The sequence below is a fragment of the Micromonospora sp. NPDC005252 genome (assembly GCF_042872475.1).
Classification (GTDB): domain Bacteria; phylum Actinomycetota; class Actinomycetes; order Mycobacteriales; family Micromonosporaceae; genus Micromonospora.
In genome coordinates this window covers 338,353-363,131 of sequence record NZ_JBIAKN010000006.1, presented here as the reverse complement: position 1 = coordinate 363,131, position 24,779 = coordinate 338,353, and the positions used below count along the sequence as shown (strand labels likewise).

General features: G+C 70.0%; 25 protein-coding genes. 12 read left to right on the top strand and 13 right to left on the bottom strand.

Annotated elements, in window-relative coordinates; all coding sequences use genetic code 11:
- The first annotated feature begins 57 nt into the window (after positions 1 to 57).
- The 5 genes from ACFYPH_RS20110 (at position 58) to ACFYPH_RS20090 (ending at position 6,965) form a co-directional block, all read left to right on the top strand.
- Positions 58 to 1,398 carry a PHB depolymerase family esterase gene (locus ACFYPH_RS20110; RefSeq protein WP_355066349.1) on the top strand — a complete coding sequence of 447 codons (1,341 nt, stop codon included), beginning with the start codon at positions 58 to 60 and terminating at the stop codon, positions 1,396 to 1,398.
- 280 nt (positions 1,399 to 1,678) lie between these two features.
- Complete coding sequence (locus ACFYPH_RS20105) at positions 1,679 to 3,817, top strand: hypothetical protein (protein ID WP_355066350.1); 2,139 nt, start codon at positions 1,679 to 1,681, stop codon at positions 3,815 to 3,817.
- A gap of 4 nt (positions 3,818 to 3,821) precedes the next feature.
- A complete protein-coding gene (locus tag ACFYPH_RS20100; RefSeq protein ID WP_354855698.1) occupies positions 3,822 to 4,505 on the top strand; it encodes an HAD hydrolase-like protein in 684 nt (227 codons plus the stop codon).
- 220 nt (positions 4,506 to 4,725) lie between these two features.
- A complete protein-coding gene (locus ACFYPH_RS20095) occupies positions 4,726 to 6,168 on the top strand; it encodes a B12-binding domain-containing radical SAM protein (protein ID WP_354855699.1) in 1,443 nt (480 codons plus the stop codon).
- 89 nt (positions 6,169 to 6,257) lie between these two features.
- Positions 6,258 to 6,965: a vancomycin high temperature exclusion protein gene (locus tag ACFYPH_RS20090; RefSeq protein ID WP_387183661.1), complete on the top strand. Its 708-nt coding sequence runs from the start codon at positions 6,258 to 6,260 to the stop codon at positions 6,963 to 6,965.
- A gap of 53 nt (positions 6,966 to 7,018) precedes the next feature.
- On the opposite strand, the gene ACFYPH_RS20085 is transcribed toward ACFYPH_RS20090, so the two are convergent.
- The 4 genes from ACFYPH_RS20085 to ACFYPH_RS20070 all read right to left on the bottom strand — a co-directional run bounded on the left by ACFYPH_RS20085 (position 7,019) and on the right by ACFYPH_RS20070 (position 11,272).
- The gene (locus tag ACFYPH_RS20085; protein ID WP_387183796.1) at positions 7,019 to 7,999 is read right to left on the bottom strand and encodes a LacI family DNA-binding transcriptional regulator; all 981 of its coding nucleotides are present in this window, start codon (positions 7,997 to 7,999) and stop codon (positions 7,019 to 7,021) included.
- A 90-nt stretch (positions 8,000 to 8,089) separates the two neighbouring features.
- The gene (locus ACFYPH_RS20080) at positions 8,090 to 8,929 is read right to left on the bottom strand and encodes a carbohydrate ABC transporter permease (RefSeq protein ID WP_355066360.1); all 840 of its coding nucleotides are present in this window, start codon (positions 8,927 to 8,929) and stop codon (positions 8,090 to 8,092) included.
- On the bottom strand, positions 8,926 to 9,924 hold the full coding sequence (locus ACFYPH_RS20075) for a sugar ABC transporter permease (protein ID WP_354855703.1): 999 nt from the start codon (positions 9,922 to 9,924) through the stop codon (positions 8,926 to 8,928). The genes ACFYPH_RS20080 and ACFYPH_RS20075 overlap by 4 nt, the downstream gene beginning before the upstream one ends.
- A 52-nt stretch (positions 9,925 to 9,976) precedes the next feature.
- On the bottom strand, positions 9,977 to 11,272 hold the full coding sequence (locus ACFYPH_RS20070; RefSeq protein WP_355066361.1) for an extracellular solute-binding protein: 1,296 nt from the start codon (positions 11,270 to 11,272) through the stop codon (positions 9,977 to 9,979).
- 250 nt (positions 11,273 to 11,522) lie between these two features.
- On the opposite strand from ACFYPH_RS20070, the gene ACFYPH_RS20065 reads away from it, so the two are divergent.
- A complete protein-coding gene (locus ACFYPH_RS20065) occupies positions 11,523 to 13,148 on the top strand; it encodes a glycoside hydrolase family 43 protein (RefSeq protein WP_387183656.1) in 1,626 nt (541 codons plus the stop codon).
- A gap of 33 nt (positions 13,149 to 13,181) precedes the next feature.
- On the opposite strand, the gene ACFYPH_RS20060 is transcribed toward ACFYPH_RS20065, so the two are convergent.
- Positions 13,182 to 14,060 (bottom strand): dihydrodipicolinate synthase family protein, encoded by an 879-nt coding sequence (locus ACFYPH_RS20060; RefSeq protein WP_387183654.1) that lies wholly within the window; start codon positions 14,058 to 14,060, stop codon positions 13,182 to 13,184.
- Positions 14,061 to 14,130: 70 nt separating this feature from the next.
- Here ACFYPH_RS20060 and ACFYPH_RS20055 point away from each other — a divergent pair, with 70 nt between their 5' ends.
- The 4 genes from ACFYPH_RS20055 to trxA all read left to right on the top strand — a co-directional run bounded on the left by ACFYPH_RS20055 (position 14,131) and on the right by trxA (position 17,231).
- Positions 14,131 to 15,027 (top strand): LysR family transcriptional regulator, encoded by an 897-nt coding sequence (locus tag ACFYPH_RS20055; RefSeq protein WP_387183652.1) that lies wholly within the window; start codon positions 14,131 to 14,133, stop codon positions 15,025 to 15,027.
- A gap of 148 nt (positions 15,028 to 15,175) precedes the next feature.
- The gene (locus tag ACFYPH_RS20050; protein ID WP_387183650.1) at positions 15,176 to 16,390 is read left to right on the top strand and encodes a chitosanase; all 1,215 of its coding nucleotides are present in this window, start codon (positions 15,176 to 15,178) and stop codon (positions 16,388 to 16,390) included.
- Positions 16,391 to 16,521: 131 nt separating this feature from the next.
- The gene (locus ACFYPH_RS20045; RefSeq protein ID WP_355066371.1) at positions 16,522 to 16,914 is read left to right on the top strand and encodes a MerR family transcriptional regulator; all 393 of its coding nucleotides are present in this window, start codon (positions 16,522 to 16,524) and stop codon (positions 16,912 to 16,914) included.
- Positions 16,884 to 17,231, top strand: coding sequence for a thioredoxin (trxA, locus tag ACFYPH_RS20040; RefSeq protein WP_354855710.1), 348 nt, complete (start codon positions 16,884 to 16,886; stop codon positions 17,229 to 17,231). Before ACFYPH_RS20045 ends, trxA begins: the two co-directional genes overlap by 31 nt.
- A gap of 21 nt (positions 17,232 to 17,252) precedes the next feature.
- Here trxA and ACFYPH_RS20035 read toward each other — a convergent pair whose 3' ends face one another.
- From ACFYPH_RS20035 to ACFYPH_RS20010, 6 genes are all read right to left on the bottom strand, one after another.
- Positions 17,253 to 17,684 (bottom strand): cold-shock protein, encoded by a 432-nt coding sequence (locus ACFYPH_RS20035; RefSeq protein WP_387183648.1) that lies wholly within the window; start codon positions 17,682 to 17,684, stop codon positions 17,253 to 17,255.
- A gap of 209 nt (positions 17,685 to 17,893) precedes the next feature.
- Positions 17,894 to 18,388, bottom strand: a complete 495-nt coding sequence (locus tag ACFYPH_RS20030; protein WP_355066374.1) for a PepSY domain-containing protein — start codon at positions 18,386 to 18,388, stop codon at positions 17,894 to 17,896.
- A gap of 94 nt (positions 18,389 to 18,482) precedes the next feature.
- On the bottom strand, positions 18,483 to 19,037 hold the full coding sequence (locus tag ACFYPH_RS20025; protein WP_354855713.1) for a DUF5872 domain-containing protein: 555 nt from the start codon (positions 19,035 to 19,037) through the stop codon (positions 18,483 to 18,485).
- Between the two features lie 28 nt (positions 19,038 to 19,065).
- A complete protein-coding gene (locus tag ACFYPH_RS20020) occupies positions 19,066 to 20,355 on the bottom strand; it encodes an ATP-binding protein (protein ID WP_387183644.1) in 1,290 nt (429 codons plus the stop codon).
- A complete protein-coding gene (locus tag ACFYPH_RS20015) occupies positions 20,352 to 21,035 on the bottom strand; it encodes a response regulator transcription factor (RefSeq protein WP_387183642.1) in 684 nt (227 codons plus the stop codon). The genes ACFYPH_RS20020 and ACFYPH_RS20015 overlap by 4 nt, the downstream gene beginning before the upstream one ends.
- Before the next feature lie 23 nt (positions 21,036 to 21,058).
- A complete protein-coding gene (locus ACFYPH_RS20010) occupies positions 21,059 to 21,757 on the bottom strand; it encodes an SDR family NAD(P)-dependent oxidoreductase (protein WP_355066380.1) in 699 nt (232 codons plus the stop codon).
- 105 nt (positions 21,758 to 21,862) lie between these two features.
- Here ACFYPH_RS20010 and ACFYPH_RS20005 point away from each other — a divergent pair, with 105 nt between their 5' ends.
- Both ACFYPH_RS20005 and ACFYPH_RS20000 read left to right on the top strand, forming a co-directional pair.
- Positions 21,863 to 22,762 (top strand): helix-turn-helix transcriptional regulator, encoded by a 900-nt coding sequence (locus ACFYPH_RS20005; RefSeq protein WP_387183793.1) that lies wholly within the window; start codon positions 21,863 to 21,865, stop codon positions 22,760 to 22,762.
- 97 nt (positions 22,763 to 22,859) lie between these two features.
- A complete protein-coding gene (locus ACFYPH_RS20000) occupies positions 22,860 to 23,312 on the top strand; it encodes a septum formation initiator (RefSeq protein WP_387183639.1) in 453 nt (150 codons plus the stop codon).
- A 4-nt stretch (positions 23,313 to 23,316) separates the two neighbouring features.
- Here ACFYPH_RS20000 and ACFYPH_RS19995 read toward each other — a convergent pair whose 3' ends face one another.
- Both ACFYPH_RS19995 and ACFYPH_RS19990 read right to left on the bottom strand, forming a co-directional pair.
- A complete protein-coding gene (locus ACFYPH_RS19995; RefSeq protein WP_387183637.1) occupies positions 23,317 to 24,390 on the bottom strand; it encodes a hypothetical protein in 1,074 nt (357 codons plus the stop codon).
- Positions 24,387 to 24,734, bottom strand: a complete 348-nt coding sequence (locus ACFYPH_RS19990; protein ID WP_387183634.1) for a PadR family transcriptional regulator — start codon at positions 24,732 to 24,734, stop codon at positions 24,387 to 24,389. The genes ACFYPH_RS19995 and ACFYPH_RS19990 overlap by 4 nt, the downstream gene beginning before the upstream one ends.
- Positions 24,735 to 24,779 lie beyond the last annotated feature (45 nt).

The following is a 24,779-nucleotide window of genomic DNA, read 5'->3' as shown; positions in this document are numbered from 1 at the left end:
GCCTTCTCCCCGCACACCCCCACCGCCACCGCTGCACCCACTGTGGAGGAACCGCCGATGAGAACAAGGCTCGCGCTGCTGGCCGCCGGGCTGGCGACGGCTCTGGCGACGATGACGGCCGTGGTCACGCTCGCCACCCCGGCGTCGGCCGCGACGCTCACCCAGGTGAGCAACTTCGGCACCAACCCGACGAACCTGCAGATGCACCTGTACGTGCCGGACCGGGTCGCGGCCCGCCCGGCGCTGCTCCTCGCGCTGCACTACTGCACGGGCAGCGGCCCGGCCGTGCACACCGGTTTCGGCCTCAGCTCCCTGGCCGACCGCTACGGCTTCATCGTGATCTACCCGTCGGTCACCCGCAGCAGCAAATGCTGGGACGTCTCCTCCCCGCAGGCCCTGCGCCGCGACGGCGGCAGCGACCCCGTCGGCCTGAAGTCCATGCTGGACTACGTCCGCAGCCGCTACCCGGTCGACCCGACCCGGATCGCCGTGGGCGGTTTCTCCTCCGGCGCCATGATGACCAACGTCATGCTCGGCCTCTACCCGGACGTGTTCAACGCCGGCTTCAGCTCCTCCGGAGTCCCGTTCGGCTGCTTCGCCACCACCAACGGCGCCGAGTGGAACAGCGAATGCTCCGGCGGACGCATCACCAAAACCCCGCAGCAGTGGGGCGACCTCGTGCGCAACGCCTACCCCGGCTACACCGGCGCCCGCCCCCGCGTCCAGATCTGGCACGGCACCACGGACACCACGCTGAGCTACGTCAACTTCGGCGAGCAGATCAAACAGTGGACCAACGTGCTGGGCGTCTCGCAGACCCCCAGCTACACCGACTACCCCCAGACGAGCGCCACCCGCACCCGCTACGGAGGCACCGGCCCCACCGCCCCGGTCGAGGCGATCAGCTTCCAGGGCTACGGCCACTCGATCCCGTTCGACGCCGCCCAGGCCATCCGCTTCCTCGGCTTCGACACCACCAACCCCAACCCCACCACCCCGCCGCCGGGCGGCACGGCGGCGCCGCTGCGCAACGTCAACGCCGGCCGGTGCCTGGACGTCCCGTCCCGGTCGCAGACGAACGGCACCCAGGTGGCGTTGTGGGACTGCAACGGCGGCACCAACCAGCAGTGGACGTCGACGACCGGCAGGCAACTCCAGGTGTACGGCACCAAGTGCCTGGACGCCGAGGGCGCCGGGACGTCCTCCGGGACTCGGGTGATCATCTGGGACTGCAACGGCGGTGCCAACCAGCAGTGGAACCTCGGAACCGACGGCACGGTCACCGGAGTCCAGTCGGGTCTGTGCCTCACCCCGAACTCCGCTGGCACCGCCAACGGCAGCCCGGTGGTCCTCTCGACCTGCAACGGCGGGACCAGCCAGAGGTGGACCAGAAGCTGATGCGGTAGCCCGATCGGTCGGTGCTACCGGCGACGATGCGGCCCGGCCCGGGATCTTCCGGAGCCGGGCCGCGATTCCGCTCCAGACGGCCAGCCAGTGGGGCTCGGCCCCGTCGTGGCTCTCCACGGATCGCTGGGCAGCCAGCTTGGAAGACGGGCGTTAGCCTGGAGTCAGGCCATGGTCACGGTCCGTCAACAAGCGGGAAACGGTTGGCGGCCGCGCCGAACATCCGACCACCACCGACTGGTGATGAGGGATGCGCATGATGAGGACGCCGCGGATGGTGGTGGCAATCGCGGTCACCGGCGTCCTCTCAGCCGCGACAGTGCTCACCGGGCTGATCACCAACGAGGCGTCGGCCCAGCAGCGGTGGCCCGGCTGGCTGGAGTTGGTCCGCACCCACCCGTGGCACTCACTCGGCGTACTGGCACTGCTCCTGGTCGGGCTAACCGTCGTCCTGACGGTGTTGCCGGACGGCGGAACGAAAACCCCGAGTCACCCGGACCTGGCGGACGCCGAGACCGCGCCACCGGCACCGCCGCCGTCCACAGTTGTCGAGTCCGCTGAACAGGAAGCGCCGGTAGACGACCGACGCGAGGAACAACGGATCCGACTGAGACGCCTCTCGACGGGACTGGTCAGCCGTCTCGGTCGGAGACGGACCGCATACCCCCTTGATCTGAGCCTCGCCGAGCTGCATCGGTTGGACCTGTTCGTGCCCGGCCGAATGACCCGGTATCACGAGCGAGGCCCAGAAGTGGGCGAGCATGCCGTGGCGGCACTGATGGCCCCTCTCCACCAGGGCGAGTCGGTGCTTCTGCTCGGCGAGCCCGGGTCCGGAAAGAGCCTCTCGCTCTACGGCGCGGCGCTCGAACTACAACAAGCCGGCCTGATACCCATTCCGCTGCGCGCGCTTGACGCTGTGGAGGTCCTCGACCGTTTGCAGCAGGCAGGACTCGACCCGACGGCAGCGACGGACGCGGTGGTGCTTGTCGATGGCCTGGACGAGGCGAGTGAATTGGCCGGCGACGGGCCGCTCACCGTCGCACTGCTGCAACTGCTCCAACACGCCCCGGCGCTTGTCACCTCCCGCACCAGGGAATACGAGGAATGGATCGCCTTCGAGACCACCGCGATCAGCTTCGACGAGGTGTTCGTGCTCAAGGGCTGGTCGGCGGAGACCGAGTTCGCGGACTATCTGATCCGACTGCAACGGCAGGGGCTGATCGCCGATCCCGATCTCTACCGGACCGTGGTCGACTCGGAGCGGTTGACGAGACTCGTAGAGCGTCCGCTCTACGCCCGGATGCTCACCTTCATCGGCCATGACGCCGCAACGCGGATCAGCAGTGCAAGTAATCTCTATGGCGAGTATCTCAACCGGCTGAGCCGTACAACCGACTTCGCGGTGCGCAGCACCCACCCCGCTTGGGCCGGCCAGTCGCTGTCGGTCTGGCAGACGGCGGCCTGGCTCGTGCACGCACGCGAACTGCCGGCGGACGCCATACCGATGGCCGACCTGCACGCCGCTCTCGCAACCAGCCGCGGACGCGGGGCCGAAATCAGAGCACTCGACCAGGTGATCGACCGGCGCACTCTCCACGGCACCGAAGTCGGCGAGTTCCTGCACTACTCGTTCTACGAATACCTGCTGGCCCGACACATTCGCGACCGGCTGCTCGCCGTGCTCTCCCCCGAGCAGGCTGTGACGTTGCTGCGTCGCGACCTGACGAGAGAGGTCCGCCACCACTTGATCGGTCAGCTGCAGGAGCTGGCCGACCACCGGCTCGGCGAACGGCTTTCCCAGCTGTACCGGCATCTGCGTGATGAACCAGGTCTCGACACGGGTGACCGGCTGACGGTCTGCAACCTGCTGGTCTACTTGATCTCGCGGACCAGTCCGGCGGCTCCTGAGCAGCTGACCGCACTGCTGCAGCGAGAGCGAGACGAGTTCCTGTTGAGCTCGATTCTGTGGGCGTTGTGCCACCACGAGTCGGACTCGGCGCTGTCACGGTTCTTCTACCTGCTGCAGTACGACTCGGCGTTCCGGGCCTGCAGCCGCGGCTACGTCCTCTACTACTACGGCGACGTGAGGGCAGGCCGCCCACCCTTCCTGGATCTGCCGCCCTACCCGCCGCACGAACGCACGACGACCCGAGTGTTGGCGATGTTCGAGAGCACCACCTTCCAGGCAATCCCCCCGCAACGCCGCTACGTCGACCTGTACACCTTCATGGACATCTATCTGGTGCGGCATGAGAGTATCGGTGGCCGTTCCCTGTCGACGCTCCGCGCGGCCACCACTGCGTTGTCCGGCCAAGGGCTGACGTCGGCGATGGAAGAGAAGCTGTCCGAGATGTTGCAGGCGATCTCCCGTCGGCCCATTGCGGACGGAAGCTCGACGTCGTTTGCGGGATGAGCAGATGACACTACGCGACCACGGGAAGGGCGAACTCGTGAAACTCTTTGTCTGGGATCTGCACGGCGTACTGGAGCAGGGCAACGATCGAGCCGTGATCGACATCTCCAACGAGGTGCTCGCCACCTTCGGATACGAGCAAAGATTCGGGTACGAGGACGGCCGCCGCCTGTACGGCCACAAGTGGTACGAATACTTTGACTTCCTCCTGCCCAACGAGACGCACCACCGGCACCTGGAGCTGCAGGACGCGTGCTTCACCCTCTCCGAGGAGCGGCCTGACCTGCAGTATCACTGGATGAAACCGACTCCACATGTCACCGACGTACTGGACGCCATAGCCATCCAGCACCAGCAGATCGTCATCTCCAACACCCGCCCCGGCACCCTCGACATGTTCCTCAAACTGCTGGAGCTCGCGGACTATTTCCTGCCGGGGCGGGCGTTCGCTGTGGACCAGCATGTCCTGGACGTGAAGACCACCAAGAGGGATGTTCTCGCCGGGTACCTCGTCGGCCAACAGGCCTTCGAGGAGATCGTGATCGTCGGAGACTCGGCGAGCGACATGCGATTGGCAGAGGTGGCCGGGGGGACGACCTACCTCTTCGCCCATCCCGACTTTGCATTTCGCAACTGCAGCGCGGACTTCCGAATCAGGGACCTTCGCGAGGTTCTCCATCGCATATAGACCACCTCCAATCGCACTGCCTAAACTGTGAGCAATCAATGCCTCACGGAGTGCGAGGTCGCCAATGGCATCACCTCGAGTTGTCTGGTCGTCTTCATCCCACACGCCACCACCGTTCTGCGACGCGTTGATCGTCGTACCGCCACCGTCTCCATCGGACACCAACCCTCCGCTGGGCCCGGCGATCCTCGCGACCGTCGCCGCACGTCACGGCTTTAACGTGGAGGTCCTGGACCTCAACATTCTCTTACTCAACCGGTTCGGCAATCAGGCTGGCACCCTCCGCAGCACACTGGGCGACCACGGCAAGGACCGGTCGAGCGTGGCGGCCGCCGCGCGATGGCTCTTCGCCCACACGGGTCTGCGTGGTACGCCTCCGCTGCATCTGCCCGACACCGCCGATCCGGTGGCGGGGATGCACTACCCAACCGATGCGATCACGGCCGCCGTGACGGCCGCCGCCGCCGAGCCGGAGCCATGGCGGACGTGGCTCGAACAGCAGCTCCAAGCTTCGTGCGACACCCCACCCGCGGTGGTGGGCGTGTCCCTGATGGGGCCGTCCCAGGTCTTCGTCGGTCTGCTCGTACTGCGGGTGGTCAAGGAGATCTGGCCCGGCACGACGACCATGCTCGGTGGCAGTCACGTAACCCTGTTGGGAGATCGGATTCACCGTGACAACGGCATCCGGGACCTGGTCGACCTTGTGCTGGCCGGTCACTGTGAAGACGAGTTTGTGGCGACTCTGGTCCGACTCAGCCCTCGCGGCATCCGGCGACCGCTGCTACCAGCGCAAACTCCAGCAGACGCTCCGTTCGAGTATCTACCCACGTTCCACGCCCGCCAGCTCGCTCTCTACGACCGCCGTTCGCTGACGCTGCCGGTCCAGTTCTCACGAGGGTGTTCCTACGGGCGATGCACCTTCTGCACCTACCCGGTCGTCGAACGGCAGGTCACCGCCCTCGCCCCAGATGCCGCGGCGCGGACGATCAGCGCGCTCGTCCGGGCCCACGACGTCCGCCGCTTCTCCTTGAAGGACTCTCTGTTCACAGCGCCGATGCTGCGCACCCTGGCCGAGGCGTTGCGCCACGAGCCGGTGACTGGACTGCGATGGAGCGCAACGACGAAGGCCAGTCGAGCGCTGCTTCCGCTGGCCTCATTCCTGGCCGACTCCGGACTCGCCACGCTGGAGATCGGCGTGGAGACGATCAGCCCGGCTGGTCAGCGGCTGTTCGACAAGCGAGCCGATCCCGCGATGCTTGAGGAACTGATCCTGGCGCTGGCGGAGGCGGGTATCACCGTCGTGACGAACTTGATCTTTGGCTTTCCAGGAGAGCAGGAGCAGGAGGCGCAGGCACAACTGGCGTGGTTGCTCCGCCTACAGGCGGCGGCGCCCGCTGACCGGGTCGACTGCTCGTTGAACATGCTGGAGATGGTCCGCGGCGCACCGATGGTCTCTCACCCCCCGCCAGGAGTCGAACTGCGCGGGGTTGCTCCCTGGGCGTTCAGCTATGACTGGAATGCGCCTACGTGGCGCCGTGACTTCGTTGCCACTCTGGAGCGGGTGGAACGCGCACGCGGCACGACGTCACCGATGGTCGGCACGGCAACGCACGCTCGCGAGCAGGTTGCAAGCTCAGCTGCGGCACATCGGATGCTCGCGTAGTCGGAGCAGCACGTCGAGGAGCACGACCTCGGCTGAAGGTGACCGCCCCGACCCGACCGCCATGAGCGAAGCCCGAATACTCTCGCGGCATGCGGGGACGACTCGGAGCGGCCAGGCGGTGGTGCACGGCGCATCGACGGTTCGTCCGTCGTACCTCCTTCGTTCTGGTGGTGGGTGCGGTGGTCCTGGCCGGCGGCACCGTTGCCAGTGTGTCGTGGGTCCGCGGGGAGTCGGAGGGCCACCTCTACAGCGAGGCCGATGTGCCGGCCGCGCCGGTCGCCCTGGTGCTCGGCACCAAGGTGGACGCCGACGGGACGCCGTCGCCGGTCCTCGCGGCCCGGTTGGAGATCGCCCGGCGGTTGCTCGACGCCGGCCTGGTGAGCGCGATCCTGGTGTCCGGCGACAACATGAACGCCGACTACAACGAGCCGGAAGCGATGCTGCGCTGGTTGGTCGACCGGGGTGTGCCGGCACGCAAGGTCGTGCTGGACTACGCCGGCTTCGACACGTACGACTCCTGCGCGCGGGCCCGGCAGATCTTCGGCGTGCAACGGGCGACGGTCGTGACCCAGTCGTTCCATCTGCCCCGGGCCGTGGCGTTGTGTCGGCGCCTCGGCATCGACGCTCAGGGGGTGGGCGACGACAGCGCGAAGCGGTATTCCCGGACGTGGCGGTTCGGTTCCCTGCGCGAGAACGGCGCCTGCCTGAAGGCCGCGGTGGACGTGTTGTCCGGCCGGGAGCCCGCTCACCTCGGTCGCCGCGAGACCGGTGTCGACGACGCCCTGCGCGACGCCTGAGCGCAGGAGGCGTACCGAAAAAGAACCGCGACGGTCGCGCGGGCCCGGCAAGGTCAGCGGGGCGGGCTGGCGCTGTCGCGGACGACGAGTTCGGTGGCGAGTTCGATGCGCGGGCTCTCGGTCTTCTCGCCTCCGGCAAGGCGCAGCACGGTTCGGGCGGCCAGCATGCCCATCTCGGCCAGTGGCTGGCGGACCGTGGTCAGCGGTGGGGAGCACCAGCGGACCTCCGGCAGGTCGTCGAAGCCGACCACGCTGATGTCGTCGGGCACCCGCAGGCCGCTCTTGCGGACGGCCTCGTAGACGCCGAGCGCCATCTGGTCGCTGGAGGCGAAGATGGCGGTGGGTGGGTCGGGCAGGGCCAGTAGTTGCGTACCCGAGGTGAAGCCGGCCTCGTGGTAGAAGTTGCCGGGCCGGATGAGGGCGTCGTCGACGGCGATGCCGGCGGCGCCGAGCGCCGCGCGGTACCCGTCCATCCGGGCCCGGCTGCACATCAGGTGTGGTGGTCCGGCGATGAAGCCGATGCGGCGGTGGCCGAGGCCGAGCAGGTACTGGTTGGCGCTCAGGCTGCCCGCCCAGTTGGTGGCGCCGATGGTGGGCGACTCCTGCGGGTCGACACCGGCGGGGTCGATGATGACCACTGGCAGGTGCAGCCGGCGCAGCTCCGCCTGCAGCGGTGGGTTCACCATCGAGGTCACGAAGATGACGCCCTCGGTGGATCGGGTACGCATGTTGTCCAGCCACTGCTTGGCCGAGGAGATGCGCCAGTGGATGGCGGAGACGACGGTGCCGACGCCACTGGCACGGGCGACGTCCTCCACCCCACGGATGATCTCCACGGCCCACGGGCTGTCCAGGTCGTTGAAGACCAGGTCGATCAGTGCGGCCTCGGTCCGCCGGGCCTGGGTGCGACGGCGGTAACCGTGGTGGTTGAGCAGCCGCTCGACGCGCTCCCGGGTCTCGGGAGCGACGTCGGAGCGACCGTTGATGACCCGGGAGACCGTGGGCACGGACACACCGGCCAGTCGCGCGATCATCGCGATGGTGACGTTTCGGCCGTTGTCGGAGCCCACGGTCCGCTCCTTTGTTCTGCGGGACGCTTCAGCTGGGTTGGCGATCCGGTGTCGTCACCCCTTGACGCTGCCGGTCAGGCCGCCGATGAGTTGGCGTTCGGCCACGGCGTAGAAGCCCAGGGCCGGAATCATGGACAGGACGACGTAGGCGAGCACCCGGGCGGTGTCGTCGGCGTACTGGCCCTGGAACGCCTGGACCCCGACGGGGAGCGTCCACCAACTCTGGTCGCTGAAGACGACCAGCGGGAGCATGAAGTTGTTCCAGCTCGTCACGACCGCCAGCACCGAGACGGTGGCCAGGGCGGGACGGGCCATCGGCAGCAGGACCCGCCAGAAGAACCCGAAGGAGCCGCAGCCGTCGAGGACGGCGGCCTCCTCCACCTCGGCGGGAATGGTCCGGAAGAACTGGCGCAGGATGATGATGGTGATCGGCAGCCCGAACGCGGCCTGGGGCAGGATGACACCGAGGGGGTTGTCCAGCAGGCCCAGGCCGCGGAGCAGGACGAACAGCGGCAGGATCGCCACCGCGAACGGGAACATCAGGCCGATCGCGAACAGGGTGACCAGGAACTCGCGGCCCCGGAAGGCGTAGCGGGCGAAGACGAACGCCGCCATCGCCGCCGCGCCGACCACGATGACGGTGCTGGTGACGGCGATGAGCAGGCTGTTGCCGAGCTGTCGCCAGAACACGCCGGAGGCGAAGAGGTCGGTGTAGTTCTGCGGCACCCACGGGTCGGGCAGGCCCAGTGGGTTGGTCGACAGCTGACCGTTGTCCTTGAAGCCGCCGATCACACCGAACCAGACCGGCACGACGATGAGCGCGCCGACGCCGATGCAGATGAGGTGCAGGACGAGGCTGCGGGTCCGCTGGGCGCGACTGGTCGTGGCGGTCATCGCTGGCCTCCCTGGTTGGTGATCGCACCCGCGGTGTCCCGACGCAGGACGATGCGCTGGTAGAACAGGGCGAAGACGAGGCTCAGCAGGAACATGACGATGCTGATCGCGCTGGCGTAGCCGACCTCGAAGCGGCGGAAGCCGTACTGGTACATCGTGACGGCCATGGTCTCCGAGGTGTGGATCGGGCCGCCGCCGGTCAGCACCCAGACCATGTCGAACAGTTGGATGGTGCCGATGACCGACAGGAAGATGCTGATGCGGATCGTCGGGCCGAGCAGGGGCAGGGTGACGTGCCGGAACGCCTGCCAGGCGGTGGCGCCGTCGGTGACCGCGGCCTCGGACAGCTCCTTCGGGATGCCCTGACGGGCGGCCAGGAAGAGCATCATGTAGAGGCCGAAGTACTTCCAGGACACCACCAGGAAGACGGCGAACAGCACGGTGTCGGGGTCGGCGAAGACGGCGCCCGCGTCGGCGCCCAACCAGCGCGAGACCGACTCCCCCAGGCCCCGGTTCGGCGAGAACACCAGGGTGAACAGGACGGCCGTGGTGACCTCGGAGAGCACGTACGGGGCGAAGAAGATCAGCCGGTACGCGGCCCGGCCGCGCAACGGCTGGTTGAGGAGCATGGCCAGGGCCAGCGCCGCGGGCAGTTGCACGGCGAGGGAGAGCAGCACGAGCACGAGGCCACGCCACAGGTCGCCCCGGAAGGTCGGATCGCCGAAGGCTCGGGTGTAGTTGTCCAGCCCGACGAAGTTCTCCGGCAGCCCGAAGCCGTTCCACTTGTAGAGGCTGGCGTAGCCGGCCACCAGGATCGGCGCGATCACCAGCAGCAGGAACAGCGCCAGGGCGGGCGCCAGGAAGACGGCGAGGACGCCACCCCGCCCCGGCCGGGGCTGGCGGCCACGCTGTCGCGTGGTGCCCGGCCCCGGTGCCGGCGGATCGGTCGCCGTGTCGCCGCGCCTCGTGTCCGACACGGTCGATGGCCTGGTCATGCCTGCTCCACTCGGGTTCTATCGCCGGCTACGGATGGATACGGGGTCACGGTCAGACGGTCTTCGCCACCTGCGTGATGTCCTTGAGGATCGCCGCGGGCTGCTTCTTGCCGGCGATGATCTCGGCGACGCTGTCGTTGATCTGCTGCCCGAGCGCGGGCGCGTACGCCTGGTCGAGGTAGAGCTGGAAACCGGTGTTCTTGGCCAGGGTCTCCGCGACGACCTTGTTGTTGGCGTCGGTGATGGCGTCGGTGGCGTCCTTCACCGTGGGCAGCACCGCGCCGGTCTTCGCGGAACGACGCTGGTTGTCGACGCTCAGCAGGAACTTCAGGAAGTCGATGGTGGCGGCCGGCGCGTCCTTGCCGACGGCGAAGCCGTTGCCACCGCCGAAGACCTCGGTGGCGGTGCCCTTGCCGCCGTCCACGGCCGGGAACGGGAAGAAGCCCAGCTTGTCGCCGAGGCCCTTCTTGCTGGTGGAGCTGGACGCCTGCACCGCCGGCGCCCACTGCCCCATCAGCTCCATGGCCGCACCGCCGTTGCCCATCGTGGCGGCCTGCCCGTCCGGGGAGCCGTACTCGGCGCCGAGGAAACCCTTCTGGAAGGGCTGCAGGTCGACGAGTTCCTTGAGCCGCTCTCCCGCGGCGACGAGGTCTGGGGTGTCGAAGTTCTTGTCATCGACGGCCTTCTGCAGCGCGCCGACGCCGCCGATGCGCATGGCCAGGTAGGACCAGTAGAAGTGGGCCGGCCACTTGTCCTTGCCGGCGATGGCGACCGGGGTGATGCCGGCGGTCTTGAGCTTGCGGACCGCGTCGAGCACGCCCGTCCAGGTGGTGGGCGGCTCGGTGATGCCGGCGCGGGCGAAGAGGTCCTTGTTGTACCAGAACCCGACCATCCCGATGTCGAACGGGATGCCGTAGATCTTGCCGTCGATCGTGTACGGCTGCATGGCGGCGGGCAGGATGCCGCTGACCAGATCCTTCACGTCGTCGGTGAGGTCCTTGACCAGGCCCGCGTCGACCTGCTGCTTGAGCACGCCGCCGCCCCAGGACTGGAAGAGGTCCGGCGGGTCGCCGGCCTGGGTGGCGGTGGTCAGCTTGGCCTTGAACGCCTCGTTCTCCAGCGGCTGGATGGTGAACGTGACGTTGCTGTGCGCGGTCTTGTACTCGTTGGCCATCGCGGCCCACACCGGCAGCATCGGCTCGGTGTTCTGGATGTGCCACCAGTTGATGGTCTGCGGGGCGTTCGGGTCGCTGGACTTCTCGTCGCCACTACAGGCGCTCAGCAGGTAGGCGCCGGCGCCGGCGCCGGCCAGGCCGAGCAGCGATCGGCGGGAAAGGTGCGCTGTCATGATCCATCCCTTCGGGGGACTCACGGGGTGCTCGGACGCCGGCCGAGCCGGCAAGGGTTCGAACCTGGATCTCCGGAACTTTCATTGCTTCGTCGGTATTACCGATCGATGGCCGGGACGCTACGAGCAGTTCCCCCAGCGGTCAAGACCCCTGTCCTATCGCGATAAGACCGGCTACCGTACGAGGGGCTTCCAGTGATCTGGTCCCCGCAAGTTTCCGGAAGTTTCATAGCCGCACAGAGGAGCCCCCGTGTCGACCGACACCGCTGACGTGGCGACCGCTGCCTGGTCGATCCGCAACCCCGTCCTCGCCGGGTTCCACCCGGATCCGTCGATCCTGCGCGTCGGCGACGACTTCTACCTGGCCACCTCGACGTTCGAGTGGTATCCGGGGGTTCGCGTGCACCACTCCCGCGACCTCGTCAACTGGCGCCCGTTGGGCGGGATCATCACCGACCGCCGCCTGCTCGACCTTCGTGGCTGCGGCGACTCCAACGGTGTGTGGGCGCCCGACCTGACGTACCAGGATGGGAAGTTCCACCTCGTCTACAGCGACGTCGCCAGCTTCGCCAGCGGCTACTGGGATCCGCAGAACTTCCTGATCACCGCGCCCGACATCGCCGGCCCCTGGTCGGATCCGGTGAAACTGCACGGGCGCGGCTTCGACGCCTCCCTGTTCCACGACGACGACGGCACCAGCTGGCTGCTGAGCATGAGCGCCGACTGGCGACCCGGCCGCGACCGCTTCGGTGGCATCGAGATCCAGCAGTACGACCGAGCGGCGCGTCGTCTCGTCGACCGGCCCCGCATGCTCTTCACCGGCACACCGGTCGGGGTCACCGAGGGCCCGCACCTGTACCGCCACGACGGCTGGTACTGGTTGATCACCGCCGAGGGCGGCACGAGCTGGGAGCACCAGGTCACCGTGGCACGCTCGCGGGAGTTGTTCGGTCCGTACGAAGTGGACCCGGAGGGGCCGTTGCTCACCTCCGTCGGTCGGCCGGACCTGCGGTTGCAGAAGGCCGGTCACGGCAGCCTGGTCCAGACCCCGGACGGCGGGTGGTATCTGGCCCACCTGGTCGGCCGTCCCTACTCACCGCTGGGCAACTGTGTGCTGGGCCGGGAGACGGCGATCCAGCGGGTCGAGTGGCCGTCGGGCGGTTGGCCCCGGATTCCCGGAGGGGTGCCCGCCGAGGAGGTCGCCGCTCCCGACCTGTCCCCGCATCCGTGGCCCCAGGAGCCCGCCACCGACGACTTCGACGCCGCCGAGCTGGGTTCCTGCTGGTCGACGCTGCGCCGGCCGGCCACCGCGGACTGGGTCGACCTGCGGTCCCGCCCCTCGCACCTGCGGGTCCACGGTGGGCAGTCGCCGGTGGGTCGACAGGCGCCGAGCCTGGTCGCGCGACGGGTCGGGGCGACGCACTGCTCGCTGGAGACCGTGGTCGAGTTCGACCCGGTCGACCACCGTCAGCTCGCCGGGATCACCGCGTACTACAACACCCTCAACTGGCATCACCTCTACCTGACCCGGGCCGACGACGGGCGTACGGTGCTGGAGCTGCTCAGCTCGGACAACGGGCGGCGCACCCCGTACCCCGAGCTGACCGTCGATGCCAGCGGTGTCGACCGGGTCGGTCTGCGGGCGGTGTTCGACGGGCCCGTGGTGCGCTTCGACTACGACCTCGGCGCGGGCTGGCAGCGGCTGCCGATCGACCTGGACGCGACCATCCTGTCCGACGAGCACGCCGCCCTGATCATCGACGGGGAGCCGGCGGCGTGGGGCTTCACCGGGGCGTTCGTCGGCCTGTGGGTGCAGGATCTCGGCGGCGACGGGGTGTACGCCGACTTCGACCGGGCCACCTACCGGGAGCACTGACCACGCGGACGCGGCGCGGCGGGCGCCGTCCGGTCACCTCGACGCGCTCGTCAGCTCGTCCAGGCGCCGGAGCGCCCGCCGCGCGGCGTCCGGACCGGCGGGCAGCAGCGGCAGCCGTACGGCGGCCGTCGGGATGCGACCCTGCGCGTGGAGCACCGACTTGATCACTGTCGGGTTGGGTTCGGCGAACAGCGCCGCGGACAGGCCCGCGAGCCGATGGCCGAGCGCCCGCCCCCGCACGAGGTCCCCGGCCTGCCAGTGCGCGACCAGCTGGACGAAATCCGCGGCGGCGACCTGGGCCGAGGCCGCGATCGCGCCGTGCGCGCCGAGGGCGAGCAGCGGCGAGATGAGCGGGTCCTCCCCACCGAGTACGGCGAAGCCAGGCCGGATGTCGGCGAGGAAGTCGACGGTGTCCCCGTCGATCCCCCCGGTGGCGTACTTGATGCCGATGACGCCGGGCAGGCCGGCGAGCTGTCGAAGGTCGTCCGGGCCGAGCTGCTGCCCCGTGCGGTACGGGACGTGGTAGACGACCAGCGGCACCGGGCTGGCCTGGGCGAGGTGGGCGAAGTGGGCGAGCACTCCCGCGCCGCCCGGCCGCAGGAACGGGGGCACCAGGCAGAGCGCCGCTGTCACCTCGGGCCGGTCGGCCAGGGCGCGCAACGCCTCGATGCTGTTGGCGCCGACGAGCAGATGCGCGCGGCGCGCACGGCAGGCCGCGGACAGGACGTCGAGCACCGTGCCGCGCTCGTCGGCACTGAGGGCGGCCGGCTCCCCCGTCGTGCCGAGAGCGACCACGCCGGCCGCGCCGGCGTCCAGGGCATCGTTCGCGAGGGCCGTCAGCGCGTCGACGGCGATGTCCCCCGCGAGGTCGAACGGCGTGATCAGCGGAACGTACAGGCCGGTCAGGGTCATGCCTCCACTCTCGGCGGGCCGACCGGGAAGGTCCAGTTCCGATTGCTCCACCTATCCGTAAGCTGAGCTGATGCTTGACGTCCGTCGCCTGGTCCTGCTGCGGGACCTGGCCCGCCTCGGCACCATCGCCGCGGTCGCCCAGGCGCACGCCTACACGCCGTCCGCCGTCTCGCAGCAACTGGCCGCCCTGCAACGGGAGGCGGGCACCCGGTTGCTGGAGCGCACCGGACGCCGGGTCAGCCTCACGTCGACCGCCACCGCGCTCGTGCAGCACACCGAGGTCGTTCTCGCCGCGCTGGAAGCCGCCGACGCCACCCTGGCGGCCGCCCGAACCGGTCTGCGCGCGAGCGTCCGCATCGGGGCCTTCCCCAGCGCCGTACGCACCCTGCTGCCGGCAGCCCTGGCCACCCTGGGCCGCGACCATCCGGCGCTCGACCTCATGATCAGCGAGCTGGACCCGGTCGACATGCCGGCCGCCCTGCGGAGCCGACGGCTCGACGTCGCCCTGCTGCACGACTACGACATCGCGCCGACCCCACCCGACCCGACGGTGGACTCGATCGCCCTGCTGGAGGAGACCGTCTTCCTCGCCGTGCCCGGCAACACCGCCGACAGCACCGCCGCCGAGCCGATCAGCGCAGCTCGCGACGCCCAGTGGATCCTCGGCAGTCCCGGCACGCTCTGCCACTCGGTCGCCCTGCACGCCTGCCAGCTGGCCGGCTTCACTCCGGCGGTGCGGCATCACGCCGACGATTTCACCGCCATGCTCGCTCTCGTCGCCGCCGGTCAGGGCGTCGCTCTCATTCCACAGCTCGCCATCGCGCAGCCCACCCCGCAGGTCCGGCTCCTGCCGCTGGCCATGCGCCGCCGCACGCGCGTCGCCTACCGCAGGGGCGCGGGTGGCCACCCCGCGGTGGTCGCGTGCGTCTCCGCGCTGCGCAGCGCCACCACCGCCTTCCTCGATTGATCCTGATCGTCGCCGATGTGGCAGTTGATCGACGTACCACTATCTGTTAATACTGTTTCCTGAAGCTCGCGGTGCCCGCCGGGGCCGATCGCCGCGCCGGGCACCGACCGGCCGGCGGCACGCCGCCTCTTCCCCGAGGAACACCATGGTGCGCAAGAGAACAGCCGCCTACGTCGTGGGCACCCTGCTGATCGGCGTCGCGGCGGTCAGCTACGGCCTCCCGTCGGCCAGCGCCGCGACCGCCGGCCCGATCACCGGCCTCGGTGGCAAGTGCGTCGACGTCGCCGGCGCCAATCCGGCCAACGGCACGGCGGTGCAGCTTTACGACTGCAACGGCAGCGCGGCCCAGACGTGGACGGTCGGCAACACCGACAGCTCGATCCGCGCGCTCGGCAAGTGCCTCGACGTCACCGCCGCGTCGACCACCAACGGCGCCAAGATCCAGCTGTACGACTGCAACAACACCGGCGCCCAGAAGTGGACCGCCGCCAGCGGTGGCGCCCTAATCAACACCACCTCGGGCAAATGCCTCGACGTGACCGACCGGAGCACCGCCAACGGCGCCCGGTTGCAGATCTGGACCTGCGGCGGCACCACCAACCAGCAGTGGACCCTTCCCGGCGGCGGCAACCCCACCCCCACGCCGAGCGCCACCGTCCCGGCCGGCACCAACCTGGACGACCCGGCGAAGAAGGACGTCGCCATGCAGCTCGTGTCGGCGGCGGAGAACTCCTCGCTCGACTGGCGCGCGCAGTTCTCCTACATCGAGGACATCGGCGACGGTCGCGGCTACACCGCTGGCATCATCGGCTTCTGCTCCGGCACCAGCGACATGCTCGAACTGGTCCAGGCGTACACGAACACCAAGCCCGGCAACGTGCTGGCCGGATACCTGCCGGCGCTGCGCGCCGTCAACGGCACCGCGTCGCACGCCGGCCTCGACCCCAACTTCCCCCGCGACTGGCGCACCGCGGCCAACGACTCGGTGTTCCGGGCCGCGCAGGAAGCCGAGCGGGACCGGGTCTACTTCAACCCGTCGGTCCGTGACGGCAAGAACGACGGGGTGCGGGCACTCGGCCAGTTCGCCTACTACGACGCGGCGGTCATGCACGGGTACGAGGGGATGCGCCAGATCCGCAGCCGCGCCCTCGCCCGTGCCAAGCCGCCGGCCCAGGGTGGCGACGAGCGGACCTGGCTCAACGCGTTCCTCGACGAGCGGGTCATCGAGATGCGCAAGGAAGAAGCCCACTCGGACACGTCCCGCGTCGACACGGCCCAGCGGGTGTTCCTCAACAACGGCAACGTCAACCTGAACACGCCGCTGACGTTCGCCGTCTACGGCGAGCAGTTCCGCATCGGCTAGAACCCTCTCCGGCACGCACCGACGCTCAGGGCGCCGCCTCGCGGCGCCCTGAGCCGTCCCCGGGAGCGACCTTGCCTTGACGCTGACGACAAGGTTTAGCCTGGTCACGACGGGCTGGTCGAGGAGGTCTGATGCTGATCGGCGAGCTGGCTGAACGGGCCGGCACGAGCACCCGGACGCTGCGCTACTACGAGGCCCACGGGTTGGTACGCCCGCAGCGCTCGGCCAACGGCTACCGCGTCTACGACGAGGCGGAGCTGCGGGTCGTCCGGGAGATCCGGGCACTGCTCGACGTCGGCTTCGGCCTCGACGACGTCCGACCGTTCGTCGCCTGCCTGCGAGCGGGCAACGCGTCCGGCGATGTCTGCCCGGATTCGGTGCTGGTGCTGCGGCGCAAGCTCGCCGAGGTCGACGACTACCTCGACCGGCTCACCGCGGTCCGTCAGCAGTTGCGCACCCAGCTCACCCACGCCATCGCGCACCGGGAGGAAACATGCCCCAGGAAACGACCGTCCGCCCCCTGATCACCGTCACCGACGCCACGTTCGCCGAGCTGGTGTTGGCCAGCGACCGGCCCGTCGTGGTCGACTTCTGGGCAGAGTGGTGCCCGCCCTGCAAGATGATCGAGAAGAGCCTCGTCGAGCTGGCCCAGGAGTTCGGCGACCGCATGACCATCGCCAAGCTCAACTCCGACGACAACCCGCAGGCCACGCGGCGCTACGGAGTCATGTCCCTGCCGACGCTGCTGGTGTTCCGTCAAGGCGAGGTCGTCGGCTCGGTCGTCGGGTCCCGGCCGAAACTCCACCTGCGGCAGAGCCTGACCCTGCACGCGGGCCTCTGACCGGCGGGCAGGGTCAGCGGCTCAGCTCTCGACCCAGCCGTGTGATCTGGCGTGGTCGACCAGAGACTGCCGGATCGCGGAGAGCTGGGCCGCGGTCAGCGTCGGCACCCGCTCGATCAGCAACTCCGTCACCTCGTACGTGAACTCGCGCGGCGACAGGACGTCGCACATCCCGTCGTCCTCGCCGGCCAGCGCGGTCCGGCTCGACGTGATGGTCGGCGCCCGTTCCGGCCGGGAGACAGCGACCGGCTCGACGATCCGCAGGGACGCCACCTTCAGACCACGCTCACCGGCCTCCACCTCGTACTCGACACGCATGCCGGGATGCACGAGATGCCGCTGCTCGCCGAAATCGTTCGCGTGGACGAAGATGTCCTCGCCGCCCTTCGACGGCGCGATGAAGCCGTAACCACGGGCCTCGTCGAACCGGATGACCTTACCTACCGCACCCACCGCCACCACCCACCCCGCCACTCGACCAGGACCTCGACCTGGCCCGCACACCGTCTGGCAACGGTACCGGAACACCCGTGGTGACCCGTGGTGAGCGATCTCGTCCGAAGAGCTGATCCGCCGGCAGGCGTGGTGCCGGCCCGGCGCGTGGCGACGCCCCGACCGCTGTGCCGGATCCGGTCGGGGCGTCGCTGGTCGCCGGTCTTTCGTCAGTCGTCGTCGCCGGAGCTGTCGTCATCGTCGACCGGCTCCTGCTCGGCCTTGACCACCGCGCCGTTGTCCCGGTCGACGTCCACCTCGTGCTCGATGTCGCCGGCGATGATCTCGACGCTCCACACCGGCCGGCCGTGCTCCTGCTCGGCCTCGACCTCGACGATCTGGCCGCCACCGGCCCTGGCGAGCGCGATCTCACCGGCGCGCTGCTCGTCGACCGCGCTGCCCGCCGGCGCGGTGCCGGCGGACGGCGTGCCGCTCGACGGCGTACCCGACGGGGTCCCCGCCGACGGCGTGCCGCTGGCCCCCGGCGCGACGGTGGTGGCGCTGTCGTCCGGCGCGTCCGTGCCCGTCGGGGCGATGGTCGCCGCGGCGAGCGCCGTGTCGCCGCGCCGCGTGTCGTTCGCGGCGGCGACGCCCAGCGCGACCCCGGCCACCGCCAGCACCGCCGAGCCGCCGACCGTCGCCAGAAGCAGATTGGTTCGCTTCATCGTGGTGTCCACCTCTCCTCGGTTGTCGACTCCGAGGATCGGTCGGATCGGGATAGCGGCGCGCTGTCCGGACGCTAAGGCCGGGTTAAGTCCGTCAGCCGCGTCGGTTGAGTTCCGCTTCGAGCCGCTGGACGAGCGTCTTGCGGTCCTTGCCGGCGTGCTCGTTGCGCAGGGCCGTTCTGAGCTGCCGCGTGTCGAGGCCACGGACCAGCTTGCTGGCCTCGGCGACTGACATCTCCGAGATCCGGCCGGCGGTGGTGGCGTCTCGACGCGCCTTCTTGGCCGGCCCGGTGTTGGCGACGTACTGCCTGCCGGTTCGGGAGGCTTCCCGCTTCTTGGTGTCGGTCGCGCGCTTCTGGCTCTCCGACATCTCGTCCCAGGCCTTCTTAGGCAGGTAGCGGCTCGTCGTGCCGTCCTTGCGCGCACGGGTGTCGCCCTCTTTGGTCTGCCACTTCTCGTTGCCCCAGCGCTGGAGCGCTTTCTGCCGCTCGTCCTTTTCGCCCAGGAAACCGCCGCCGCGCTTCTTGTACTCCTGGGTGACCAGCTGTGACTTGCGTGCCGACCACTGACCCGGCCGACCGCCCTTGTCGGACGCCTTGATCTCTTCCTTGATCTGCTCTCTGAGCTCGGGTTTCGTATACCGCGCCATGGGTGGCAGCTACCCGGCACCGCAGCGGCTATGCCTCTCGCCGCGACGTCGACGGACCGAGCCGGAGCAGCACCTGCGCCCCGCCCTGCGGACCGGACCGCAGCTCCAGCCGACCGCCGCCGGCCTGCGCGGCGCGGCGGGCGATGTCGAGGCCGAGTCCGGTCGACCCGGCGGCGCTGGCACCCCGTCGGACCGCGCCCGACGGCATGCCCGGTCCCTCGTCGGCGACGGTGAGCAGCACCTCCCCGTCGTCGCGCGCGAGCCGGACGGTGAAGGGCGTGCCGTCGGGGGTGTGCGCGAAGACGTTGCCGAGCAGGGCGTCCACGGCGGCCGTCAGGTCGTCGGCGGGCACCCCGACGGTGAGCGGGCCGGGGGCCAGGTCGAGGTGCACGGCCCGACCGGTGTCCTCGGCCAGCACCGACCAGAACGCCACCCGGTCCGCGACGATCGCGGCGGCATCCGACGCGGCCGTCCCCGGTGTCGGCGCGCGACGCCAGCGGGCCTGCTGGATCAGACCGGTGACCGCCCGTTCGAGCCCGTCGGCGGCGGTGGCGATCCGGGCCGCGTCGTCCGGGTCGCGCAGCGACTCCGCCTCCAGCCGCAGCGCCGTCAATGGCGTCCGCAGTCGGTGCGACAGGTCGGCGACCTGCTCGCGCTCCTGCAGCAGGAGAACCTGGATCCGGCCGGCCAGGTGGTTGAGAGCACCGGCCACCTCGCGCAGCTCCGCCGGGCCGGCGGGCGTGACCCGGGCGTCCAGTTCGGCGTTCGCCAGCCGGTGCGACACGGCGGAGAGTTCGCTGATCGGCCGCACCAGCGTGCGCGCCAGCCGGTCGGCGACCGCCAACCCGATCAGCACCAGCACCACACCCAGCAGCGCCAGCACCAGCCAGGCCCGGGTCACCCCGGCGGTCAGCTCCTGCCGCGGCACCACGATCCGGATCACGCCGGTGCCGTCCGCCCGGCCCTGCACGGCGATGACCACCTCCCGGCCGGCCGCCGACTCCCCGGTGAGGCTCTGGCCACGCGCGGCCAGAGCCACCGCTGGCGTACGGGGCGCCTGGGCGCCGAGCACCGTGCCGTCGGGCAGGAAGACGCTCACCTGTCGACCGGACTCCGCGGCGAGCTGCTCGACGGTGAGCCGGATGGTCGGCGCGTCGGCGGTGCCGACCACCGGCACGAGGCTCTGCGCGTCGGCGGTGGCCCGCACGGTGGCCCGGTCCTGGGCGACGGTGCGGACGAGCAGCGCCAGCGGCACCAGGAAGGCGACGAGCGTGAGCACGCTGACCGCAGCGACCAGCAGCGCGAGCCGTGCCCTCACGGCGCCTCCAGTCGTACCCCGACGCCGCGCACGGTGTGCAGGTAGCGGGGCTGCTGGGCGCTCTCCCCCAGCTTGCGGCGCAGCCAGGACAGGTGCACGTCGACCGTCTTGTCCGCGCCGCCGTACGGGATCTGCCAGACCTCGGTGAGCAGCTCGCGTTTGGTGACCACCTGTCCGGGCCGGCCGGCCAGGTGGTGCAGCAGGTCGAACTCGCGCGGCGTCAGCTCCACCAGCGTGCCGTCCAGAGTGACCTGCCGGGACCGGGGGTCGACGCGCAGCCCGCCCACCACGAGGGACACCTCCCGCGCGTCGACGCTGGCCGGGCCCCGCCGCAGCACCGCTCGGGCGCGGGCGTCGAGCTGCGCGGCGGTGAACGGCTTGACCACGTAGTCGTCGGCGCCCGCGTCGAGGACCCGGACGATCTCGGTCTCGTCGTCGCGGGCGGTGGCGACGATGACCGGCACCGAGCTGACCGCGCGCAGCATCCGCAGCAGCTCGCGTCCGTCCAGGTCGGGCAGGCCCAGGTCGAGGACGACCAGGTCCGGTCGGTCCTCCAGCACGTCGCGCAGCCCGGCCATCGCGGTCGAGGCCGCGGCGACCGCGTGGCCGCGTTCCCGCAATGCTCGGATCAGCGGCGTACGGATCGTCAGGTCGTCCTCGATGAGCAGCAGGCGGGCCACCCTGGCAGGCTAACGGTTCGCCATCAGGACCACGCGATCTCGCCGTGGCGGTCGACGAAGCGGCCCGAACGATGTCCCGGCCCTTCGGTGGCGAGGGCGACGATGGCGTCCGTGCCCTCGGTGACGGTCTGCGGCCCGCTGTGACCGTTGAGGTCCGTGGCGGTGTATCCGGGGTCAGCGGCGTTGACGCGGACGTCCGTCAGCGCCTTGGCGTACTGGGTGGTCAGCATGGTCAGCGCCGCCTTCGACGACGTGTAGACGGGGGCGATGACGCCGGACTCGGCTCGCGACGGGTCGTGCGTGGCCGACAGGGATCCCATCGCGCTGCTCACGTTGATGATCACCGGGTCGGGCGAGCGGCGCAGCAGCGGCAGGAACGCCGTTGTCGTCCGCACCACGCCGACGAGGTTGACGTTGAGGACGTCGAGCATCTCGTCGCCGGTCAACTCGCTCGGGTCGCCGAACGGCCCGTGGACGCCGGCATTGTTGATCAGCACGTCGATGCGGCCCTCGTGCTTCTCGACGTCGGCGGCCGCAGCGGTGACGGAGTCGTCGTCGGTGACGTCGATCTGGACGAACCGGGCGCCGAGTGTGTCGGCTGTCACGGCGCCGAGCTCGGGGTCACGAGCTCCGACGATAACGGTGTGGCCCAGTTCGATGAGGCGGCGAGCGGTCTCGCGGCCGAGGCCCTTGTTGGCCCCGGTGATGAAGGTGATCGTCATGCGTCCCAGCGTTCGTCGAGGTGAGCGCATGTGCCAGGGACGTCACATCGGTAGGAAAAGCAATACCACCTTCACGCCGGGGGTGTGCGCAACAATCGAGGCGTGATGACGCAGGCTGCGGGACTGGGGCCCACGATCCGCGCCTGGCGTGACCGCCTGTCGCCGACCGCCACCGGCTTGCCCGCCGGCCACGGGCGACGGGCCGCCGGGCTGCGCCGGGAGGAGCTGGCCGAGCTCGCCGGCGTGTCGGTCGACTACATCGTGCGCCTGGAGCAGGGACGGGCGACCACACCCTCGGCGCAGGTCGCCTCCGCGCTCGCCCGCGCCCTACAGCTGACCTCCGCCGAGCGCGACCACCTGTTCCGGCTGGCCCACCTGGCCGCCCCGACGGACGACCAGATCTCCGACCACATTCCGCCCGGGGTGCAGCGGGTGGTGGGGCGCCTCGGTGACGCCGCCGTCGCCGTCTTCGCCGCGGACTGGCAGTTGATCTGGTGGAACCGGAATTGGGCGGCGCTGCTGGGCGATCCGTCGGCGTCACCGCCGGGCCTGCGTAACTTCGCTCGCGACACCTTCCCGGTGACCTCCGACAAGCCACGGCTGTCGCAGTGGCCCGTGCTCGCACTGGACGACGAAGTCACGAGCGCCGCGGTCGTGTCCGACCTCAGGCGCGCCACCGGCCGGTTTCCCCGTGACCGTCGCCTGGCCAAGCTCATCCGCGACCTCGCCGAGGGCAACGAGCGGTTCGCCGAGCTGTGGGCGGCCGGGACGGTCGCCGCGCACCGCGAAGACCGCAAGATCGTCGAACATCCGTCGGTCGGTGCCGTCACGGTCGACTGCGACGTTCTGACCGACGGCGACGCCGAGTTGAAGATCGTGATCCTCACCGCGGCTCCGGGCACCAGCGACGAGACCAGCATGCGCCTGGCTGTCGTGGCCGGGGTTCCCGACCCGTCGACGTCTGCCGACCTCGGCGACACCACCCGGCACCGCGCCGGGCGTTGACCGAACGCCGCTCAGCACAGGGCAGCGAGGGCGGTCTTAACTCTGCTTTAGCGTTGGGATGTGTGGGCGACGACCCCGGATCGGGGATAGTCGGGGCATGAGCCGTCGTTCGATCCTCGTCGCCGTCGGGTGGGTGGCGACCATCGCCGTGGCCACCCTGATCGGGTTGGGTGCGATCCGGCTGGTCGGCGAGAGCATCACCGGCACCCCGGGCGGGGTGCGCAGCGAGGCCGAGATCGAACGGGCGCTCGCCTCGCCGGAGCCGATCCCCACCGGCACCACAAGCGTCGCGCCGCCCGGCCCCGGCACGGCGAGCCCCAACTCCGGGATCCGCCGCAGTTTCGCCACCGACGGCGGCACGGCCGTGGCCGAGTGCGCTCCCGGTGGCGTACGCCTCGTCTCCTGGGCGCCCGCGCAGGGCTACCGGGTCCACGACGTGGACCGGGGCCCGGACGACGACGTCGAGGTCACGTTCGAGGGCTCGGGCGGCAAGTACGAGCTGAAGGTCCGCTGCGTCGGCGCGGAGCCGGTGGCCGTCGCCGACGACTAAGCGTCTAGCCCGCCGGCTGCTCGCGGTCCGCAGCCCGACCGAGGGCGACCATGCGCAGGGTTTCCTCTCGACGACGGACAAGCAGGGCTCCGGCCAGTAAGGTCACCGGTGGGACAAGAACCAGCATCGCCCACTGCGCGGGCACCAGCGGAATGGTGTGCCCCAGGTACATGGTGGAGGTGGCCCAGCCGGCAAGGGCGTTGTCGATCACCAGGGCGAGTGCCGCCACCGGCAGGAGCATAACGACGATCCGCCGGCGTACTCCGGGGTCGAGCGTGACCAGCGCGACAAGCACGATCAACGCGGCGGCCCCCAGGCCGGCCACATAGAGCCAGACGACCAGCGAACTGCTGGCCTCGATGCCGTAGAAGACCTGGTAGGTAACCTCGTCGCTGTGGGCGAACGTGGGACTGGTCACCCGGTTGACCTCCAACAGCGCGACCGCCGCGACCGGCGCGAGCAGCAGCGCCAGCAGTCGGCGCACACCCAGCAGCGCAGGCAACCGGCGCCGCGGCACCGGCACGGTCAGCGCGGCGGCTGCCACGACCGCGAGCGCGAGCTGGGGCAGAGTTTCCACCACGTACCCCGGGTTGTCGCCGGCCTGCGGTGCGACCAGCACGCCCCAGCCGAGCACACCGGCCCAGGCCAGACCGACAGCCACCCGGCGCCACCCGACCAGCACGGCCACACAGACGCCCGCCCAGCCGGCAACCCGTAGCCAGTCGACGACGTCCGGGCCGCTCGGCCCGAACCCCGGCGGCAAACCCGGATTGGAGATGAGCTGGTCGAGCAACGACGTCCCGGCGAGGGCGAGTAGGACGAGCGCGCCCAGCAGGCCCGTCACGGCCGCCGCGTCCGTCCAGGTCGGCTCGGTGAACCCCCGTGCGCCCACCCGCAGCCGAGCCCGGAGCCCGGCACCGACCAGATTCAGCACGTCTCCCGCGGCGGGCCGCCGCTGGCCCGGCCGAGCGCCGGCGACGAGCACGGCCACCATCTCGTCCTCGTACGCCCGGCGGTGCTCCCACGGGTAGACGGCCAACAGCCGCCGGTAGCGGCGCTCCAGATCGTCGCTGCTCACGCCGCACCTCCGTGGGTCAGGAGGCCGGCGCGGCGCAGTCGCACGCGAGCGGCGTCCGCGTTGTGTCGCAGGCGGGCCGCTTCCTCGGCGAGTCGGCGCGCGCCCAGGGTTGTGAGTTGGTAGTAGCGACGCAGTCGCGACTGCACCACCTCTTCGCGCTCGACTTCGATGAGACCGTCGGCGCGGAGCCGGTCGAGTACGGCGTAGAGGGTGCCCGCGCGCAGGCGCACCCGGCCGTCGGAGATGCGTAGCACGTCCTCGATGACGGCGTAGCCATGCTTGGGTGACTCGGCCAGAGCGGTCAGCACCAAGAACGTCGGCTCCCGAAGTGGACTGTCGGTCATGCCGAGAAGCATATACCGGTAATCGGCATATTCAAGGGTACGTCG

Coding starts and splice junctions, on each gene's coding strand:
- ACFYPH_RS20080 (WP_355066360.1), bottom strand. CDS start 8,929: ATGACCGCCACGACCAGTCGCGCCCAGCGGACCCGCAGCCTCGTCCTG.
- ACFYPH_RS20070 (WP_355066361.1), bottom strand. CDS start 11,272: ATGACAGCGCACCTTTCCCGCCGATCGCTGCTCGGCCTGGCCGGCGCC.
- ACFYPH_RS20010 (WP_355066380.1), bottom strand. CDS start 21,757: ATGACGATCACCTTCATCACCGGGGCCAACAAGGGCCTCGGCCGCGAG.
- trxA (WP_354855710.1), top strand. CDS start 16,884: ATGCCCCAGGAAACGACCGTCCGCCCCCTGATCACCGTCACCGACGCC.
- ACFYPH_RS20100 (WP_354855698.1), top strand. CDS start 3,822: ATGACACTACGCGACCACGGGAAGGGCGAACTCGTGAAACTCTTTGTC.
- ACFYPH_RS20055 (WP_387183652.1), top strand. CDS start 14,131: ATGCTTGACGTCCGTCGCCTGGTCCTGCTGCGGGACCTGGCCCGCCTC.
- ACFYPH_RS20045 (WP_355066371.1), top strand. CDS start 16,522: ATGCTGATCGGCGAGCTGGCTGAACGGGCCGGCACGAGCACCCGGACG.
- ACFYPH_RS20025 (WP_354855713.1), bottom strand. CDS start 19,037: ATGGCGCGGTATACGAAACCCGAGCTCAGAGAGCAGATCAAGGAAGAG.
- ACFYPH_RS20030 (WP_355066374.1), bottom strand. CDS start 18,388: ATGAAGCGAACCAATCTGCTTCTGGCGACGGTCGGCGGCTCGGCGGTG.
- ACFYPH_RS20085 (WP_387183796.1), bottom strand. CDS start 7,999: ATGATCGCGCGACTGGCCGGTGTGTCCGTGCCCACGGTCTCCCGGGTC.
- ACFYPH_RS20110 (WP_355066349.1), top strand. CDS start 58: ATGAGAACAAGGCTCGCGCTGCTGGCCGCCGGGCTGGCGACGGCTCTG.
- ACFYPH_RS20105 (WP_355066350.1), top strand. CDS start 1,679: ATGGTGGTGGCAATCGCGGTCACCGGCGTCCTCTCAGCCGCGACAGTG.
- ACFYPH_RS20000 (WP_387183639.1), top strand. CDS start 22,860: ATGAGCCGTCGTTCGATCCTCGTCGCCGTCGGGTGGGTGGCGACCATC.
- ACFYPH_RS20060 (WP_387183654.1), bottom strand. CDS start 14,060: ATGACCCTGACCGGCCTGTACGTTCCGCTGATCACGCCGTTCGACCTC.
- ACFYPH_RS19990 (WP_387183634.1), bottom strand. CDS start 24,734: ATGACCGACAGTCCACTTCGGGAGCCGACGTTCTTGGTGCTGACCGCT.
- ACFYPH_RS20090 (WP_387183661.1), top strand. CDS start 6,258: ATGCGGGGACGACTCGGAGCGGCCAGGCGGTGGTGCACGGCGCATCGA.
- ACFYPH_RS20075 (WP_354855703.1), bottom strand. CDS start 9,924: ATGACCAGGCCATCGACCGTGTCGGACACGAGGCGCGGCGACACGGCG.
- ACFYPH_RS20005 (WP_387183793.1), top strand. CDS start 21,863: ATGACGCAGGCTGCGGGACTGGGGCCCACGATCCGCGCCTGGCGTGAC.